This is a genomic window from Neoalteromonas flava, assembly GCF_002807685.1.
Taxonomy (GTDB): domain Bacteria; phylum Pseudomonadota; class Gammaproteobacteria; order Enterobacterales; family Alteromonadaceae; genus Alteromonas_E; species Alteromonas_E flava.
On record NZ_PEAX01000005.1, the window covers coordinates 196,846 to 213,732 of the forward strand.

The window sequence follows — 16,887 nt, forward strand, 5'->3', positions numbered from 1 at the left end:
AAAATTTGTCCTAACCTTCTGTTGTTGCGAGTAATTCGATTAAAATTGCATTTTGTGCATGCATGCGGTTCTCTGCTTGGAGCATCAATAGTGATGCTTCGCTGTCCATCAACGAACCGCTGATTTCTAAGTCCCGGTGCGCTGGCTGACAATGCATCACATGCTTTGCGCCACTGAGTGACATTAATGCTTCATTGACTTGATAAGGCATAAAAGTCTGTTTTATTTCAGCCAGTGGCGTGTTATCCCCCATTGACAGCCAGGTATCAGTATAGATGACATCTATCGAGTTGCTGCTATTCGCTAGCGCATTGATATCTGTCGTGACCGTTATGTCACAGCCAGTTTGTTGTGCAATGCTTTGCGCTTTGGCCAGAATATCAGTATCGACTTCAAAACCGGGCGGGGTCACTACCCACTGATTGCAACCTAGTAACGCGCCAAGAAGTAAGAGCGAATGCGTCACGTTGTTGCCATCGCCGACGTAAGCAAGCGTGCGACCTTTTACACTACCATAGGTTTCAAGCACGCTGAGGTAGTCGGCCATGGCTTGGCAAGGATGAAACCGATCACACAATGCATTAACTACCGGCACTTTTGCCGCTGCATCCAAGGTTTCTAACGTTTCGTGTTTGAATACCCGGGCAATAATTGCGTCGGCCCAACAGGCAAAGTTTGCGCCCATATCTTTAATGTCTTCGCGGCCTGCCAGATTGTTTGATTGACTGTCTAGATACACTAGGTGTCCACCCAGCTTGTTAATACCAATATCAAAGCTGACGCGGGTACGTAACGATGGCTTCTCAAATAACGCAATGATGGATTTCCCCGCCAGAGCAGTTGCATACTGGTGTGGATTTTGTTTTACCTGCAACGCCAGTGCGAGTAGTCTTTCCGCCTGAGCTGGTTGCCAGTCATAAAATGTGAGTAAGCTTTTCTTTGTCATTTCGCATTAACCTAAAGTGTGCGGGATGATTTGAGTGCCAAAAGGCGTATGATTTTGCTGAGTCGCATTAGCAATCAAGGATCCGGTATCCGCCCAACTACCGATGGTTACCGGCTTGCCGAGGTGATTAGCGGCTTGTAGTGCCGCATTGACTTTGACCAACATGCCATCTTTGATGGTTTGATTGGCGACCAACACTTGAATTTGTGTTGCTGATAACTGAGTGAGCGGCTTGTTGTTATCATCCAAAACGGCGGTCACATCAGAAAGTAGGTATAAATCAGCATTTAACAGCTCAGCCACGGCAGTGGCAGCCTGATCCGCGTTAACATTTAACAGCCGACCCTCAGTGTTGCATCCAATTGAACTCACGATCGGTACGTAACCCTTCTCAAGCAATCCTAACAGCAGTTCAGGATCGTTCGGTGTTGCTTTACCTACCGCGTGCAGTGCAGCAGAGATGGCAACACATTCAATACTATTTCCATCGAATAAACTTAAGCCTACAGGGCGTAATCCTTGTTGCTTAGCGATTGCACAGAGTTGTCGATTGGCTGTGCCGGCCAGCGCTCCGGCGATATACGGCATTTGTTCATCTGGCGTGACTCGCAAGCCTTGGTGTTTTTCAGATTGAAAGCCTAGCTTCGCCAACAAGGCTTCAACACCGTTACCGCCGCCGTGCACAATGACAACCGCGCGCGCAGCCGCAATTTGTTCAATCGCTTGAATAAAGCTACTAAGTGCAGCAGTATTCTCCAACAACGCACCACCTACCTTGATAACTACAGGCTCACTCATGGTGGCCACCTTGATGGGCGACTAACCCAACCCAATCAGGCAAACCAAAGACGAGGTTAGCGCATTGCATGGCCTGACTCGCGGCACCTTTTAACAGGTTATCAATGGCGCAGCTTATAACCACATACCCGTTCTGTGCAGAGTATTGCCAGTGAATATCGGCAAATGCTTGATGAACCACGTCGTCAATTTTGGGCGCCTGTGTTCTGAGTCTAACCAGACTACTTTGTTGGTATGCCTGGCTGAATGCGTCATTCACTTGTGCTTCGGTAACGCCGTATTTTAATTTGCACGTTACAGTCGCAAGAATGCCGCGTTTAAAATTACCCAAGTGCGGCGTAAAAATCACTGGTGAGCCTAAATAGGCGCTGATTTCAGGTGTGTGGCGGTGCGAAAGGATCCCGTAGGCCTGCAGACTGACCTCGCAAAAACTCGTGTTTAGCGCGGCTTTGCGACCAGCACCACTAACCCCGGAAACAGCATTGATAATCGGGTAATGCGCCGCATCAAGCAATTCAGCTTGCATCAGCGGTTTGGTGGCCAGTAGCGAGGCTGTGGGGTAACACCCAGGAACCGCGATTAAACTAGCCCGTGCGATGTCAGAGGCATACCACTCTGCCAATCCGTATACGGCTTTGCATAGCGTGTTGGGGTGTGCATGAGGAAAACCATAATGGTGCTCAAAAACCTGACGGTCTTGCAAGCGAAACGCACCGCTAAGGTCAAATACTTTGGCTCTCCCTTGCAATAGCGTACCGACCCAATCATGGCTTGCTTCATGGGGCGTTGCGAGGAAAATAATGTCAAAGTCGTTACTTAACTGAGTTAAGTCTGGCATTCCAATAGGAATGAGAGGGAAATCGACACAGCCTTGCAGAGCTGGATACAGCTCACTCAACCGTTTGTTTGCATCTGCGCTGTTTTCACTGACGCAAAGTTGCTCTAATTCAAATTGTGGATGGTTATTAACTAACCGCGCAAGCTCAGCGCCGGTATAACCACTAGCTCCAATAATGCATACTTTCATTTTTATTCATTTCGTTGGAATTAAAAGAACTTTTTATCTTTGCTTGTTGTTCCAACAGAACAGTGCCACAAGCAAAGATAAAAAGGTGCCAATGAGATTTACTTACATCGCAATTTAAGTGATTCTTGGCTAGTCAGGGAGTATTTTAGTGTTACAGATAAATGCCTTTTCATCGTATTCAAATTAGAGCAAATTGATTCCACGCAAAGAATACAACAATCAGAATAAATATGAAATAAAAAAGAATAAAAATTCATTAAAAGTGCATTTTTATAGCCTGAATGCCCGTCGCTATCTAACGATAGGCATGGCACTATGAACATAAATCCACAATTAAATGAGTAAATAGCATGCAAGAACCAACTGTGGCGCTGGTTGCCCATGACCACAAAAAATCCGATTTACTGGCTTGGGTGGAGGCGAATGTTAGTCGACTGGGGCAGTGTCAGTTAGTCGCAACAGGAACTACCGGAGGATTATTGGCCGATAAAACCGGTTTGAGTATTCATCGCTTTAAAAGCGGCCCGCTTGGAGGGGACCAACAAATAGGCGCGCTAATCGCTGATAATAAACTAGATGCTTTATTCTTTTTTTGGGACCCATTAAATCCAGCGCCACACGATCCCGATGTGAAAGCATTGCTGCGGTTGTGCTCGGTGTGGAATGTTCCCGTTGCCTGCAACAGGTCGAGTGCGGATATGATTATCACCTCGCCACTGTTTTTAGCTCCAGACTACACACGAGACGTACCCAATTATTAGCTGATTTCATTATTTTTGCATTGACTCCAATGCAGAGAACGCTTCGATGTACTAGATTGTAAGTAGTTATGATTGGTTTAATGACGCGTGTGAGTATGGCTCTTTTGTAGCAGAGCAAAGTCGCATTATTTTCCGAGAAAAAGGCAAAATATGACAATGTATAGTTGGACAGCACAAGCAAACAGTATCTTCCGAATTGTATTGATCGTTCAGTTCGCTTTGGCTCTGTTTATCGCCGCGTTTACTGATACCTGGTTCGAGGCGATTATCATTGGTGGTCTGATCGTCGCATTTCCACTCGCACTTCTGCAGATCAACCCTGCAGCGCCGATGACCCGCTACATAGTTGGAATCGCAGTGCAGTTGATTACCGCACTGCATATCCAGCAAACCTCGGGTTTAGTGGAGATGCATTTTGAAATATTTGTTCTTTTAGCCATTTTAAGCGTTTATCGCGACTGGAAAGTGATTGCGATTAGTACCGTGGTTGTCGCAGTGCACCATATTCTCTTCTTCGTACTCCAGTCTAACCAAGTGGGCGTTTACATATTTCAAGAAGGGTACGTAACGCTTTGGATTTTGGCGATCCATGCTGGGTTTGCATTAACTGAAGGTGGAATTTTAATTTTCACAACCCGCAAAAGTTACAGTGAAGCGATGGCTGGATTCGTACTTACTTCTACCATCAGTAAAATCTTTGCTGATCCGAAAAGAATAAATTTAAGCGTTGATATTCAGGGCGAGGGGCAAGAGATTGAAGAGTTTAAACGACTCATCAGTGGCTTTAAGTCGATCATCAATGCTGCTAAACAAACCGCATCATCGGTATTGAAAATTGTCGAAGATGTCGATAGCAGCGCAGATAAAGTGTCGGCGTTGCTAACCCAAAGTTCACAAGAGGTCGACTCCATCGTTCACGCCATCGAACAAATGAGTTCAACAATAGAAAACGTTGCCAAACAAGCTGAGAATGTATCAGTCGCGGCGACAACCTCACAGCAAGAAATCCAAGCAACTAAAACTACAATAGATAGTGTTAGAAGTGATATCCAAGCACTCCATGCCGCATTAGGAGACACGAGCAACACAATCGGTCGCTTGTCTGAGATGTGTAACGACATTGACAATGCGATGGCAGCTATTAAGTCGATTTCCGAGCAGACAAACCTTTTGGCACTCAACGCTGCAATAGAGTCGGCACGAGCGGGAGAGCATGGTCGAGGGTTTGCCGTTGTAGCAGATGAAGTGCGTCAGTTATCTATTCGAACCAGTGAGAATGCTGAAGAAATATCCAAAATTACGGCGCAATTGATGAGCGAATCGGCAGCCTCAGTTGAAAAGGTTAGTAACTGTGTCACTCAGGTTGAAAATAGCGTTGAATTGTCGAAGGGGGCGGGAGAAAAAACGGTCAGTGTGACCCAACGTATAGAAGAGTTGGCAGGTAACATTGAGCAGGTGGCCTCCGCATCGGAAGAGCAAGCATTAATGTCTAATTCCATTGCAACCTCATCGAATGGGCTGCGAGAGTCCTCCAATGTGCAACAGAGTGAGGCTACAACTACGGCGAAGAGTATTGATGCCTTGAAGGTGCAAATATCGTCGCTTAACGAACAACTCGAAACCTTTGACGTGTAGATGAAGGTTGAAGGTCCTGCAATATTGGCATCGCTCTGGGTGGTTATCATTGCTTTAGTTTGGCTACTCGGGATTGGGGTGCTGATGGCTGGATTCTCGGCGCGGCAACTGATTACTTTCGATCAAAATGGCGAATTATTGACTCAGATTGAGCGTTTAGATGCGATGACGTTCTCTCTGTTCAATGATACAAGCTTGATTGAGGCTTCTGCTAAAACCGTGCTGCACATAAAAGATAACGAATGCATGTGTCAGTGGGTAGCAGCTTCACACATTGCATCAGTGGAGCGTTTAGCGACAGAGCAAGGCTTTAAGAATATCAGCTTTACTGCAGCTGAAGCTGAGGCATTGGGGCTGTTTGTACCTGCAGTTCCGGCAGTTGCGGTCATTTCTGCAGAACAAAAGTTACTTTATTTCGGCCCCTATTCCGCAGGTTTATACTGTTCTGCTGGGAACGGTATCGTCGAATCTTTTATCGAGTCAACTCCTGAACGAAGTATAGGCGCGACGATACCGGTTGACGCTGAAGGTTGTTATTGCCCAGTACAGCGGGCTTAGCCCCTGCGGCGTTTGCGTTGCATTAATGCTTCCAACTTATCCTGTTGCGCTTCGTTCAATTGGTTAAACATCTGATGCTGCAGGTAAGTACGGTTTAGTGTGATTTGTTGTTGTACCGGCTGATATTCATTGAACAGCGCTTCCCATGCATCTACGTCAAATTCGGTAGCCTGAATGAGTGCGCGTTCCTGTGCTCGCAACGCTTGCAATTGTTGTTTAAGTGGAGCGATAACTTGGCTGGTTTCCTGCAGGAGCGTTTGCATGACTGCTTGTTGTTCGTCTGACAACGAAAGCTTTTCTGCCATATGAGGTAGACGCTCACTCCAATCAGGTCGCTCTTTGTCTTGTGGCCGTGCTAGCTGCATAAACTCGGTTTGCTGCTCGGGCGTTAACAATAGCCAAATATTATGGCGTAAGTCGGCACGGTCGCGCAGTGCTGACTTATGTTGCTCGGCGTGTTGGGCAAGCAGCTGCTCTACTAACTCAGGTTGCCAATCTTCGGCTTGAACGATGTCCTTCATCGCTTGACGAAAGGCCTGTTGGTCAGCTTTAAAAACCGCGCGATCTGCCTTCGCCTGCCGCATCAAAGCTTTTACATCTTGTTTTTGCTGCGCACCTAGGTCCAATTGTTTTAAGGTTTGCAACATAGGGTTTTGGTGTGCATCTTGCGGGTGTGCAACTGCAATGCTAGCAGCACTAATCGCACCAATAAAAAGTAAAGAACGAATGGTTGGGTTTTTCATATTAATGACCTCTGGGCTAGTGTTATTTTTCAACACCCTCAGTCTATAAAATTGGATGCAAAGAAACGCAAAGCCAGTGTAAAGGTTGTGTAAAGTTAACCGCGAAAAGATGAATTCACTAATTTAAACTCGTAGTCTACGCTTACCAAAACAGTCTTCTGCTTACTCATGGATAACCGACAACTTCTAATAATTGATGACGACCGCGCGTTAACGGATTTGCTGAAAAGTTATTTCGAACCGCAAGGTTATGCTGTATCGATATGTTCCGATGGACGCTCTGGTCTCGATGCAGCTACGTCCAGAAACGATATTGATGTGATTTTATTAGATGTGATGATGCCGCAGTTGGATGGTTTTGAAGTACTCAAGCAGCTGCGCCAAACTCATTTAACCCCGGTAATAATGCTGACCGCGCGAGGTGATGATTTTGATCGCGTGTTGGGTCTCGAGTTAGGTGCTGATGACTATCTCCCTAAACCATTTAATCATCGGGAACTATCTGCACGGGTGAAGGCACTCATACGACGCAGTGAACACGCCTTATTAGCGGTTAACCAACAGGACATTCAGTTTTCTCAGTTGTGCATTAGCCAGGCCAAACAAGCGGCTTTTATCAATGGCGATGCGCTAGCACTCACCATGACAGAGTTTATGTTGTTAAAGTTATTAGTGTTAAACGCCGGACATGTGGTGACTAAGGAAAAGATCAGTGAGCAAGTGTTGGGGCGCAAACTAGCGCCATTTGATCGCAGTATTGATATGCATGTTAGTAATGTGCGTAAAAAACTCGCCGATGCGGGATTAAGCGATGTCATTAAAACTCAGCGGGGTGCCGGTTATACTATGAGTGAACAAATGTAATGCAGTGGCGCCGGCTGGATCCTCGACACAGTTTTTTTGGCCGAATTTTTTTTTGGTTTTGGTTTATTACTTTGGTGAGTTTAGGCGCAGGTGTGTTAACAGCTCGCTACTTTGTAGCAACGCCGGAATACGCGACGCCAACTCAACAACAAATCAACACGTTAAATGCAGTGGCACAACGTTTAAGTGAACTGCCAATCTCGAATCGTACAGATTTGGAGCGAGCCTTACGCAGAGTAGGGCGGCGCTTTGAAACCGCAGTGTTCGTGGTTGATGCACAGTCAGAACAGTTTGAATTTGGTTTTCCACCGCCTCCCCGGCGCGCGATGCAACCCTACATTGATCTCGCAAGAGGACAGCAGGTGTTGGTATTAACGCGCGCTAATACTCAGTTTATTGGGCCGCAAACTATTCAATTGGGGCAGCGAAATCTAGCCGTGTTTGTTGGCACAATGCGGATCAATGAAAACGCCCGTTTGCCGATGGCATTAAGTATCTTGGCGGTGGCGTTTGTGGTGAGTGGCGCATTGTGTTTTTGGCTGGCGCGCAGTTTTTCCCGGCCGGTACAAGAGATCCAACGCGCTACTGAAGGTTTAGCGAGTGGAAACTTGAATACGCGTGTCTCACTGACTCAGCCGCGTCAAGATGAGCTTGGAAAATTGGCGCATGCTACCAACCAAATGGCTGCGCAATTGCAACAGTTATTCACTGAGCATCAACGTTTTTTGGCAGACATCTCGCACGAGCTGCGCTCGCCCCTTACGCGCCTGCAAATCGCTATAGGCGTTGCAGAGCAGCAACCGGAAGTTTCAGCTGAGGTTTTGCAACGGATCAGCAAGGAAAGCGAGCAAATGGAGCACATGATTGCTCAATTGCTATGGCTTTCGCGACTGACTAGCAATAGCGTTGAACTAAAGTTTCAACAATACTCCATAGCCACGATTATTGAGTCTTTGCTGTATCCACTGCTACAAGACTTGCGCTTTGAAGCCGATGCACACGGTAAAAGTATCACCTTCAGCGATACCGAAGTGATGCTACAGGCATCAGCCAGTATTTGCCCAGAGTTACTCGTAAGTGCCTTAGAAAATGTCTGTCGAAATGCCATTCGATATGCAGAAAGTGCCGTTGATGTGGGTATTAAAACGGTAAGTTCGAAGTTACTGATTAGCGTGAGTGATGATGGCCCAGGCGTGAATGTTGAAGAATTGAACGCCCTATTTAAGCCGTTTTATCGCACTGATCCCAGCCGCAACCGGGATAGCGGAGGCGCCGGATTGGGTCTAAGTATCGCACAGCGTGCAATTGAGCGTCACGGTGGTAATATACAGGCACAATTACGCCAGGATAAACAGGGCTTAATGGTTTGCATTGAAATTCCATTAACCAATACAGTACACGATGTGGAAAACTCTTAGTGAGCAAGCGCTTACAACCGCCTACGACAATGAAATTAAAGACTTTTGGCAATCTAAGGTGGTGCAGGATAGTTTCACTGGCGAACACGGTATCAATATCCAATATGCCACTGTGCAGCCGGCGCAACCGGTTGCCCATTTAGTATTCTCCAATGGTCGCATTGAAACGTTAGTGAAGTACAAGGCGTTTGCCTACGAGTGCTATCTGAATAATATCGCTTTGTATATGCTCGATCATCGTGGTCAGGGGTTGTCTGGGCGTATGCAAAAGGACTCTCAGCGCGGCTATGTCGATAATTTTGTGGATTACACCAAGGACTTGGCAAGATTTGTAGAACAGGTAGTGTTGCCGGTAAGTAAGTCTCCCCCTGTACTTGCATGCCATTCGATGGGCTGTACGGTTGGTTACCTAACTGCGTTGCAGCACCCAGAGCTTTTCAGTCGAGTGATGTTTTGTTCGCCAATGTTTGGTATTAAGCCGAGCATTCCTGCGCCGTTATTAGACATTTTACTCTCGGCTGGTTTATTGGCGAATCGTTGGTTTGGACGTAAAGCGTGGTATGCCTTCGGACAAGGCCCTTATATTGAGATCCCTTTTCAGCTTAATACCTTAACGCACAGTGAAATTCGTTACCGTCAATTTAGAGCTGAGTATAAGCAGCTACGCTCATTGCAACTAGGGGGCGTTACGTATCACTGGTTAGCTGAGGCAACAAAAGCAATGGCTCGCATTGAGAGCACTGCTAAAGACTTTCATTTACCAACCCGAGTGCTGGTATCTGGCGCAGATAAAGTCGTTGATAATCGACGGATCCGTCGAGTGGTAGCGCAATTACCCAATGCGACGGTGAGCACGATCGAAGGCGCACGGCATGAACTTTTGTTCGAAAGTGATAGCTACCGCGATCAAGCGATTAATGCACTATTCGATTTTGTATGTAAACCCCAAGAGAACCCAGCTGAACATGCTTGATATTGTTTTGTACCAACCTGAAATCCCGCCAAACACCGGTAATATTATTCGTTTGTGTGCCAATACAGGGTATTCATTGCATCTTATTGAGCCATTGGGTTTTGATTGGGACGATAAAAAGGTGCGGCGAGCAGGATTGGATTATCATGAGTTCGCCGAAGTAAAACGCTACGCGGATTTTGCTACCTATCTAGCTGAGCGCAAACCAGCGCGAGTGTTCGCCTGCGAAACCACAGCAAAGCAATACCATTCAGACGTCAGCTTTCAAGCAGGCGATGCCATTCTATTCGGGCCTGAAACCCGAGGAATTCCCAACGAGGTGATGAACACCTTTACGCCAGAGCACCAAATTCGTATTCCTATGTTACCCAACAGTCGGAGCATGAATTTATCCAACGCTGTCTCGGTAGTGGTGTATGAGACTTGGCGTCAGTTAGGCTATCCGAGCGCTTGCTAACATGTCTTAATACGCTATCTGAACTTTATAATTAAGCTCAACCATCAATAGTCTCACCTCGACCGAGGGCTATGAGTAAGTCTTTCAAATCCAAATACGACAGAAACGATCGCCCATTTGCACACGATAATAATCGGTATTGTGTTTTCGCCACGAAATAAGAATAGAATTACTGCTGCTAATTCAAAGAGACAGCTAATGCGGAAAAATATTGTTGTAAACAATCAAATGTTCCTCTAGAAAATGCTAAACACGATGTGTTCAGCATTCATAACAAGTTACTCGTCAGTGGTGCTGACTTCAATACGTTGCTCTTCTCGTTCAGAGGTAGCAAGTGCGAACCCGACACCAACCAAAGCTCCTACTGCCATGCCGATAGGACCGCCCCAAGCCATACCAAATGCGATGCCTGCTATCTTACCTGCGCCATATCCGCCAGCAGTAGAAAGACCAATACCAACTAAATCGCCAGTCAAACTGGCGCCACTTACTTCCATTATTTGTTGCTGTGATAACTCTTTCATCATTCTCTCCTTTAATGACGTTAATCAAACGCTCTTTTGCATTTGAGAGAATTATTCTATTAGACATTAGGTCTTCGTGTACCTGTCCTCTGGAACGTATTTTGGAGGGCGAAAACTGCATCTAACGTGCTTCAAGGGCACTAACTGAGCACGTTAAACGAACTGAGCGCCAATAACTTCCCGAAGCGTTAAGCGCTAAGTACTACCCATATTGCTAAAGCTACAAATGTCTTCTAGTGTTGGAGTTGGAAAACAAAACGAGTAAATATCATGACGGTTTCTTTAAGTGAGTTGTGGCTGGCTATTTTAATCGCAGGAGGCTTGTGTTGGGTGGCAAGTTCCCTAATCCATATGTTGTTCAAATACCATAACGCTGACTACCAGTCGCTGCCAAACGAAGACGAGGTAGCTACCGCTTTGCGCAACGGCGCTCCCAAGCCAGCGCTGTATACTTTGCCTCATTGCATCGACATGAAAGCCATGGGTGAAGAATCCATGCAAAAGAAGTTTAATGACGGTCCTGTAGCGATGATCAGTGTGATGCCAAACGGTATGCCTCCGATGGGTAAACTGTTAGGTCAACAAGTCGCGTTCTTCATTGTTGGTTCACTTTTGATTGGGTATATCGCAACACTGTCTATGTCCGCTTCATCAGACTACATGACGGTATTCAGACATGTTCTTGCGACAGCCTTTGTTGCCTACGGTTGGGCGCAAATTCCTTATAGCATTTGGATGGGGCAACCCTGGTCGAATTGCATGCGTTATTTGTTAGATGCTGTGATCTATGCTGGTGTGACTGCGGGCAGTTTTGCCTTTATGTGGCCTGAAGTGATTTGAGAAGCAAGCGCTTTGGTGCCAAAGTCATTTGCGTTTCAAGACTACATCGTGAGTCATTATAGTTTTAGTTGCGATATAAGGTCTTGATCAAATGATAACCAAAGCGTGTTTTCACAGGGCCATGCACTGTCAGGATGGGCTTTTTGAATACTACATCATCAAAGGCCTTGACCATCTGACCACGTCGAAACTCACCTAAATCACCGCCACGTTTACCCGAAGGGCACGTTGAATAACGTTTTGCCAATTTGCCGAAATCTTTACCCTGTTGTAGTTGCTTTAAAATATCCAACGCCTGCTTTTCAGTTTTGACCAGGATATGAAGAGCACAGGCTGTTGCCATGAGTAAATTCCTACTAAATCGTATTACCTATGACTATAACCTATTTAGTGGGGTTAGTTGCAGAGGTTACCCAGCTTAAGTCTGCATTTAGCACGCAATTGAATTTTAATAGCTGAGGTATTAACCGTTGTTGAGTGCATAGAACTTTTGCATTTTGCTCAATAAACTCACTTGGAAATCAGTTAATTGGATGCTAATTTTGCTCATCTGCAAGTTTGAACGCAAAAGGAAATGCCCAGATGAAAATGACTCTACTAACAGCAATCGGTGCCGTTATTTTTATATGGTTAACGGGCAGTGGTATGCCAGCAAAAGTCGCTTCACATTTTGATGCTGCTGGAACAGCAGACGCTTTTATATCCCGTGATAGTTATCTAATTTTAATGGCAGTAGTTGTCTTTTTTTCCACACTGTTTGTCGGGGGCATTGGCAAGCTCATTACATCACTGCCAGATGAAGCCATTAATCTGCCGAATAAAGCTTACTGGCTCTCACTAGAAAGAAAAAGTGAATCTCTTGGTTACATTGCAAGATGGCTAAATTTGTTTGCCGTAGGGATTGCGGTGTTTCTCTGCTTTGTACATTGGTTAGTGGTGCAGGCGAATAATGCAGAGGCTACACAACTTGATAGTGGCTTATTCTATTTGGGTTTAATACTCGTGTTAGTTGCTTTGATAATCGGTATTTATTCGTTGGTACGAAGATTCAGCACAATTAATGAGTAAGTATTAGCTTCATTATCGTGAGTTCGTTTCGTGCGAGCATTGAATTGGGCTTCACGTTAAGTGACTCAAAAAGACAATTTGCAGTCGTTCAATCCCGAACGGTAATCGAGAAAATGAAAAATCAGAGTTGAGGTAAAGCGGACGTTCAGCTCTTACCCCCTCTGAAAACTCAAGTTATGTTTTTTTGATGTTGGTGAGTGTTACTATTAACTTTTACTAATATCCTGATAGACGCTCAAAGGAAAGACATGGAAGTTAAAATTCTATTTATAGTTCTCGCTACGTATATTTTAGCGTCGTGTAGCGACTCTTCTAATCCAAAATATTTGATAGTAGATAGTGAACAATTGGCATGCATAATAAATAAGATGGAGAATGGAGATTATACTGTTGCTGATACCGTTTTACCTGAGCATTTAAAAAATGAATTGAAAGTTCTAGTTATCGATGACCAAAGCAGCCAAGATGAGGTCAGAATGGATTTCACTATATGCTTTTATGATCGAATATCTATAGTAAATGGTGGAACAGAGCGAATTAACTCTGTGTACAGTCACTTCGTGAGCACGGGCGCCAAAAGAGTCGGTATTTTCAAGTCTCAGTCTTCAGATTCAGTTTATATCTATTCCAAAGGTGATGCTAACTCTTCAAGTAATACCCCCGCGTCTGATGAAAAGTAATAAAAAGGTCTTAGTTCCGGTTCAATCTGCCTACCGGGAAATAGTTATAGGTCTTACTACCATTTTCGCATGGGTACCCAGTTTAGTTTTGGTGTTTCTATCGATTTTTATCATCTACATGGGGGGAGTCGCCCTTGTAGAGGGAGAGATTAAATTTGCTGTAAGCGCACTTTTGCTAGGTGTTGGCGGAGTTTTAGGTTTTATTTCGCTAACGTCTCTTTGTTGGGGGTTGTATGTACCTTTCTTAAAGCGTTTAATTTTCCTGCTGGCAGGTGTTATTTCACTTAGCATAGTTATTGCTCTTACGCACACAGAAGCACTATGGTTGTCATTGAGCCCTAACATTTTGGTGGCTTACCTTTTCTATTCACCTCTTACTTTAGGCATTTTTCACATAATTCTGCACTTGTGTTTCTGGCGTAAATCGAAAGATATTCCAATGTAGATTTTATTGTAAATTCGAATCGCGATTTACCTCTGTGGTACCAGACGAAAGCGGCCATTCAATTCGTAAATTACATGCGGTCAGTAATGTTATGAAACCAAAGCTATGAAACATTCAGTGAGAGATCGTTTATTACCCATTGCTGACATCGTATTGGCTCAACTATCAACGACCGCTTTACGTACACAGCAGATCCTGACTTTCGTCAGGATGACAGGCTGAAAAACGTACACAGCCGATTCTGGTTAACTTCTAAATCAATATTAGTTTTATATATTCAACGAATCCTATGATTCTCGATATTAACGATTGAGCCCTCTACTCAACATGGAGAAGAGGGCTAAAAGTGTTAACTCATATGCTGCAAGCGCAGTTTCAGATGGGTGTATTTTCGGTAGCCAACCAAAACTAACAGCAATACTAAGAGGCATTTACCCATGCTGCCGCCAGAACCCGAAGAATTGGAATAGGTGGCGCGGGGTTGGTTAAACATCGGTGCTTGTTGGTCAACTTTAGTAGTATTAATAGGGTTTAGCTGACGCTGCTCGCGTGCTCGTTGTTCTTTTTCGATGCGGCGTTGGTTAGCTCTATCGATGCCGAGTGCTGCGAACACATCTTCTTCCACCACTAACATTGAGGTGTAGTCGGTCACTAAACCGTACTCAATAGCTAAATCCACTATCGCATCTTGGCGATCAGCATCCTCACCAAAGTCTTGTTGTTGTTCAATCAAAGTTTCGATTTGATTGAAGGCCCAGAGGCGTTCGAGTTCCGGATACGATTCATTATAAGTCGGGATAGGGAAGCGGGTATTATAGCTCACCGTCTCGCTACCTCGTTTAGCGGTAAGCTCAACCTGTAATTCTCCGTCACCCCAATAGTGCCCCGTCAACACCAATTGCTGACCTCGATATAAGCTTTTAATGTCGACCGGGTGCACATCGGCCACTTTCACTCCGGTAAAGTTAACTGCAATATCACGCAGTGATTGATGTTTGACTTTGCTTGCCGCGTTCAATAGTAGGCCGGTAATGTCATCGCTATTGGAAACGTTTAAGGCAAAACCGTTACTTGCTTTAGTGAGGCCATTCAGTAACGGTTGATTTGCACTATTGCCCATAATGAATGTGAACAAGCGCACATCTTTTTGTTGCATAAGTTTTATGAACGCCTGCTGCTTAGTTTCGCCAACGTTGGCAACGCCATCAGTAACTAACCAAATCGCGCTAGTTCGGTCAGCATCTAATTCATCAAGCGCTGATTCAAGGCCTGCGTAGAGATTAGTTCCGCCATCAGGATGATACTGATCGAGTGATTGGATCAGGTGGTTAATGTCAGTCGGCGTGGCTGGGGTAAAGTGCTCGCGCACTAGGGTTGCACTATCATTAAACAGCACTATTTTGATACGGTCATTTGGCGATAGTTTTTTGAGGCCAGCCTGTACACCTTGCAATAGTGTTTGGTATTTACCTGCCATCGAGCCTGAGTAATCCAGCACAATAATCCAATCACGGCCTTGGGAAAGCGGCGCTAAATCATTACCCGGTGTTAAGGTCATCAGAAACGTGCCACGCTCGCTGTTCGTCGCGCGATAGGTCATCATGTCAATACTACCAGGCAAGTCACTAGCGAGGCGCCAGTACACGACAATGTCTTGATCCAAGCGGTATTGGTTGACCCCTTCGGTCTGCGGATCTTTATTGGTCAAATTAACCTTCCAGTTTTGCTCGTGTTGGCTGCTGATATGGGCTTGCGGATGAGCCGGAAGACGAAAATCTGCGACTGGGTAGCTGCTATTGAGGGTTAGATCGAAGCTGAAGTTTTGCTCAACAACTTCGTTTGCTGTCCAGAAGGCGTTTTGAGCCTCATCAGTTCCACCGAACTGCAAGGGATACACGAAGCGCGCAATCCCATGATCGACATGTACGGGCTGTAAATAAACCAGCTTTAATCTGACGTCTTGGCCCGCGGGGATCTGGCTAACTTTGATCTGAAAATCCAAGTAGTCATTTTTTTCCACTAATGCAGCATTTCGCCCCTGAGCCTTTTGTTCAGCGTAGACACTTCTGGCTGTTTCCTTAGCCAAAACTTCAGCATGTACCGGAATACCATTCAGCCAATAAGTAAATTCGCCAACACTCGCATTGTTTGGTACCGGGAATGAATATATGGCCTCTAACGGCAGGGTATGCGGGTTACTAAACACTTGCTCGACCTCAATCACGGCGAAGCTATGGTCAACTGTTACCTTAACTTGGTGCTGCTGAATACTCAGTGCTTGAGTTTGACCCACAGGCGTTAGCAAGCCTGCTGCCATACTGAATGGGGTCAATAACAAGGTCATTATCATTACTAGTGTTGATTTAATCCTGAACATTTTCTTTCTCCAATGAAACGGTGTTCGATTAATATATTGAACACTGTTCGATAAAAGTCAAGAAAAAATAAAACACTGTTCAATTAATTTTTGAACGCTATTGACCAGTCGATGGATTAGGGATAGTCTAAAAAAACACTGTTCGATAATGAGTTGGTTTAAGCAGACGATGGGAAGAAGAAACGATCATAATGCAGATGAGTTCAACGAGTTGGTGCTCACCCAAATGGAAGAGTTCCTCACTCGTTTACCAGCATCTGAACTGAGTTTGCGTAAAGTTGCCAAAATGATTGGGTATGCGCCAAGCACGCTCATTCATACCTATAGCAACTGGTCGATGTTATTGCTGCGGGTAAACGCAAGAACATTGGATCGCTTACTGAAAAGTTTAACAACCACCGAGGCAGAGTTCACAGATCCAGAGCAACGTTTGTATGCAATTGCAGAGAGCTATTTGGCCTTCGCGTGCCAGCAGCCACACTTATGGAGCTTAGTATTCGAACATAAATTACCGGCGGGAGCAGATATTCCGGATTGGATGCAGCAGCGAATTAACACCTTGTTTGAATTCGTTTCAAAATGTCTAGCCGATATCAATGACTCGCACTCGCCAGTGCAAACGCAGTTATCAGCGAATACCCTGTGGGCCAGCGTGCATGGCATAACGCTGTTAACGTTGGATGATAAGTTATCGCTGAATATGAACACTGATCCAAAGGTTATGTTGCATGATCTCCTGGATAACTATTTGCGCGCCTGGAAAAACGGCTAGA

The 16,887-nt window shown here is 45.2% G+C and carries 19 protein-coding genes; 12 read left to right on the top strand and 7 right to left on the bottom strand.

Going from position 1 to position 16,887, the window contains the following annotated elements; translation table 11 throughout:
* Positions 1-10: 10 nt before the first annotated feature.
* The 3 genes from CSH92_RS12840 to argC are packed head-to-tail and all read right to left on the bottom strand — an operon-like array spanning position 11 to position 2,771.
* Positions 11-946 (bottom strand): ornithine carbamoyltransferase, encoded by a 936-nt coding sequence (locus CSH92_RS12840; RefSeq protein WP_100658037.1) that lies wholly within the window; start codon positions 944-946, stop codon positions 11-13.
* A 6-nt stretch (positions 947-952) separates the two neighbouring features.
* A complete protein-coding gene (argB, locus tag CSH92_RS12845; RefSeq protein ID WP_100658038.1) occupies positions 953-1,744 on the bottom strand; it encodes an acetylglutamate kinase in 792 nt (263 codons plus the stop codon).
* Positions 1,737-2,771 carry an N-acetyl-gamma-glutamyl-phosphate reductase gene (argC, locus tag CSH92_RS12850; RefSeq protein ID WP_100658039.1) on the bottom strand — a complete coding sequence of 345 codons (1,035 nt, stop codon included), beginning with the start codon at positions 2,769-2,771 and terminating at the stop codon, positions 1,737-1,739. Before argC ends, argB begins: the two co-directional genes overlap by 8 nt.
* Positions 2,772-3,121: 350 nt before the next feature.
* Here argC and CSH92_RS12855 point away from each other — a divergent pair, with 350 nt between their 5' ends.
* The 3 genes from CSH92_RS12855 to CSH92_RS12865 all read left to right on the top strand — a co-directional run bounded on the left by CSH92_RS12855 (position 3,122) and on the right by CSH92_RS12865 (position 5,725).
* Positions 3,122-3,532: a methylglyoxal synthase gene (locus CSH92_RS12855; protein ID WP_100658040.1), complete on the top strand. Its 411-nt coding sequence runs from the start codon at positions 3,122-3,124 to the stop codon at positions 3,530-3,532.
* 150 nt (positions 3,533-3,682) lie between these two features.
* Positions 3,683-5,167 (top strand): methyl-accepting chemotaxis protein, encoded by a 1,485-nt coding sequence (locus CSH92_RS12860; protein WP_100658041.1) that lies wholly within the window; start codon positions 3,683-3,685, stop codon positions 5,165-5,167.
* Positions 5,168-5,725: a DUF6436 domain-containing protein gene (locus CSH92_RS12865; RefSeq protein WP_100658042.1), complete on the top strand. Its 558-nt coding sequence runs from the start codon at positions 5,168-5,170 to the stop codon at positions 5,723-5,725.
* Here CSH92_RS12865 and CSH92_RS12870 read toward each other — a convergent pair.
* The gene (locus CSH92_RS12870) at positions 5,722-6,468 is read right to left on the bottom strand and encodes a Spy/CpxP family protein refolding chaperone (RefSeq protein WP_100658043.1); all 747 of its coding nucleotides are present in this window, start codon (positions 6,466-6,468) and stop codon (positions 5,722-5,724) included. The two genes, CSH92_RS12865 and CSH92_RS12870, sit on opposite strands and share 4 nt — an antisense overlap.
* Positions 6,469-6,636: 168 nt before the next feature.
* On the opposite strand from CSH92_RS12870, the gene CSH92_RS12875 reads away from it, so the two are divergent.
* The 4 genes from CSH92_RS12875 (at position 6,637) to trmL (ending at position 10,180) form a co-directional block, all read left to right on the top strand.
* Positions 6,637-7,332 (top strand): response regulator transcription factor, encoded by a 696-nt coding sequence (locus CSH92_RS12875; RefSeq protein ID WP_100658044.1) that lies wholly within the window; start codon positions 6,637-6,639, stop codon positions 7,330-7,332.
* A 92-nt stretch (positions 7,333-7,424) separates the two neighbouring features.
* Positions 7,425-8,750 carry an ATP-binding protein gene (locus tag CSH92_RS12880; RefSeq protein WP_164084737.1) on the top strand — a complete coding sequence of 442 codons (1,326 nt, stop codon included), beginning with the start codon at positions 7,425-7,427 and terminating at the stop codon, positions 8,748-8,750.
* Positions 8,734-9,723, top strand: a complete 990-nt coding sequence (locus tag CSH92_RS12885; protein WP_100658046.1) for an alpha/beta fold hydrolase — start codon at positions 8,734-8,736, stop codon at positions 9,721-9,723. The genes CSH92_RS12880 and CSH92_RS12885 overlap by 17 nt, the downstream gene beginning before the upstream one ends.
* The gene (gene trmL / locus CSH92_RS12890) at positions 9,716-10,180 is read left to right on the top strand and encodes a tRNA (uridine(34)/cytosine(34)/5-carboxymethylaminomethyluridine(34)-2'-O)-methyltransferase TrmL (RefSeq protein ID WP_100658047.1); all 465 of its coding nucleotides are present in this window, start codon (positions 9,716-9,718) and stop codon (positions 10,178-10,180) included. Before CSH92_RS12885 ends, trmL begins: the two co-directional genes overlap by 8 nt.
* A 278-nt stretch (positions 10,181-10,458) precedes the next feature.
* On the opposite strand, the gene CSH92_RS12895 is transcribed toward trmL, so the two are convergent.
* On the bottom strand, positions 10,459-10,707 hold the full coding sequence (locus CSH92_RS12895; protein ID WP_124916960.1) for a hypothetical protein: 249 nt from the start codon (positions 10,705-10,707) through the stop codon (positions 10,459-10,461).
* 267 nt (positions 10,708-10,974) lie between these two features.
* Here CSH92_RS12895 and CSH92_RS12900 point away from each other — a divergent pair, with 267 nt between their 5' ends.
* The gene (locus tag CSH92_RS12900) at positions 10,975-11,544 is read left to right on the top strand and encodes a hypothetical protein (protein ID WP_100658049.1); all 570 of its coding nucleotides are present in this window, start codon (positions 10,975-10,977) and stop codon (positions 11,542-11,544) included.
* A gap of 64 nt (positions 11,545-11,608) precedes the next feature.
* Here CSH92_RS12900 and ppiC read toward each other — a convergent pair whose 3' ends face one another.
* Positions 11,609-11,887, bottom strand: coding sequence for a peptidylprolyl isomerase PpiC (gene ppiC, locus CSH92_RS12905; RefSeq protein WP_100658050.1), 279 nt, complete (start codon positions 11,885-11,887; stop codon positions 11,609-11,611).
* Positions 11,888-12,126: 239 nt separating this feature from the next.
* Between ppiC and CSH92_RS12910 the strand changes: the two genes are divergently transcribed.
* From CSH92_RS12910 to CSH92_RS12920, 3 genes are all read left to right on the top strand, one after another.
* Positions 12,127-12,612, top strand: coding sequence for a DUF1648 domain-containing protein (locus CSH92_RS12910; RefSeq protein ID WP_100658051.1), 486 nt, complete (start codon positions 12,127-12,129; stop codon positions 12,610-12,612).
* A 248-nt stretch (positions 12,613-12,860) separates the two neighbouring features.
* Positions 12,861-13,292: a hypothetical protein gene (locus tag CSH92_RS12915; RefSeq protein WP_100658052.1), complete on the top strand. Its 432-nt coding sequence runs from the start codon at positions 12,861-12,863 to the stop codon at positions 13,290-13,292.
* On the top strand, positions 13,282-13,737 hold the full coding sequence (locus tag CSH92_RS12920; RefSeq protein WP_100658053.1) for a hypothetical protein: 456 nt from the start codon (positions 13,282-13,284) through the stop codon (positions 13,735-13,737). The genes CSH92_RS12915 and CSH92_RS12920 overlap by 11 nt, the downstream gene beginning before the upstream one ends.
* A gap of 349 nt (positions 13,738-14,086) precedes the next feature.
* Here the strand turns inward: CSH92_RS12920 and CSH92_RS12925 are convergent, their stop codons facing one another.
* Entirely contained in the window at positions 14,087-16,114 is a 2,028-nt protein-coding gene (locus tag CSH92_RS12925; protein WP_100658054.1) for a VIT and vWA domain-containing protein, read from the bottom strand.
* Positions 16,115-16,283: 169 nt separating this feature from the next.
* Between CSH92_RS12925 and CSH92_RS12930 the strand changes: the two genes are divergently transcribed.
* On the top strand, positions 16,284-16,886 hold the full coding sequence (locus CSH92_RS12930; protein ID WP_164084738.1) for a TetR/AcrR family transcriptional regulator: 603 nt from the start codon (positions 16,284-16,286) through the stop codon (positions 16,884-16,886).
* Position 16,887 lies beyond the last annotated feature (1 nt).

What these genes read in the sequence shown, in the direction of transcription:
- CSH92_RS12840 (WP_100658037.1), bottom strand. Translation starts at nt 946, where the DNA reads ATGACAAAGAAAAGCTTACTCACATTTTATGACTGGCAACCAGCTCAG.
- argB (WP_100658038.1), bottom strand. Translation starts at nt 1,744, where the DNA reads ATGAGTGAGCCTGTAGTTATCAAGGTAGGTGGTGCGTTGTTGGAGAAT.
- argC (WP_100658039.1), bottom strand. Translation starts at nt 2,771, where the DNA reads ATGAAAGTATGCATTATTGGAGCTAGTGGTTATACCGGCGCTGAGCTT.
- CSH92_RS12855 (WP_100658040.1), top strand. Translation starts at nt 3,122, where the DNA reads ATGCAAGAACCAACTGTGGCGCTGGTTGCCCATGACCACAAAAAATCC.
- CSH92_RS12860 (WP_100658041.1), top strand. Translation starts at nt 3,683, where the DNA reads ATGACAATGTATAGTTGGACAGCACAAGCAAACAGTATCTTCCGAATT.
- CSH92_RS12865 (WP_100658042.1), top strand. Translation starts at nt 5,168, where the DNA reads ATGAAGGTTGAAGGTCCTGCAATATTGGCATCGCTCTGGGTGGTTATC.
- CSH92_RS12870 (WP_100658043.1), bottom strand. Translation starts at nt 6,468, where the DNA reads ATGAAAAACCCAACCATTCGTTCTTTACTTTTTATTGGTGCGATTAGT.
- CSH92_RS12875 (WP_100658044.1), top strand. Translation starts at nt 6,637, where the DNA reads ATGGATAACCGACAACTTCTAATAATTGATGACGACCGCGCGTTAACG.
- CSH92_RS12885 (WP_100658046.1), top strand. Translation starts at nt 8,734, where the DNA reads ATGTGGAAAACTCTTAGTGAGCAAGCGCTTACAACCGCCTACGACAAT.
- trmL (WP_100658047.1), top strand. Translation starts at nt 9,716, where the DNA reads ATGCTTGATATTGTTTTGTACCAACCTGAAATCCCGCCAAACACCGGT.
- CSH92_RS12895 (WP_124916960.1), bottom strand. Translation starts at nt 10,707, where the DNA reads ATGATGAAAGAGTTATCACAGCAACAAATAATGGAAGTAAGTGGCGCC.
- CSH92_RS12900 (WP_100658049.1), top strand. Translation starts at nt 10,975, where the DNA reads ATGACGGTTTCTTTAAGTGAGTTGTGGCTGGCTATTTTAATCGCAGGA.
- ppiC (WP_100658050.1), bottom strand. Translation starts at nt 11,887, where the DNA reads ATGGCAACAGCCTGTGCTCTTCATATCCTGGTCAAAACTGAAAAGCAG.
- CSH92_RS12910 (WP_100658051.1), top strand. Translation starts at nt 12,127, where the DNA reads ATGAAAATGACTCTACTAACAGCAATCGGTGCCGTTATTTTTATATGG.
- CSH92_RS12915 (WP_100658052.1), top strand. Translation starts at nt 12,861, where the DNA reads ATGGAAGTTAAAATTCTATTTATAGTTCTCGCTACGTATATTTTAGCG.
- CSH92_RS12920 (WP_100658053.1), top strand. Translation starts at nt 13,282, where the DNA reads ATGAAAAGTAATAAAAAGGTCTTAGTTCCGGTTCAATCTGCCTACCGG.
- CSH92_RS12925 (WP_100658054.1), bottom strand. Translation starts at nt 16,114, where the DNA reads ATGTTCAGGATTAAATCAACACTAGTAATGATAATGACCTTGTTATTG.
- CSH92_RS12930 (WP_164084738.1), top strand. Translation starts at nt 16,284, where the DNA reads ATGGGAAGAAGAAACGATCATAATGCAGATGAGTTCAACGAGTTGGTG.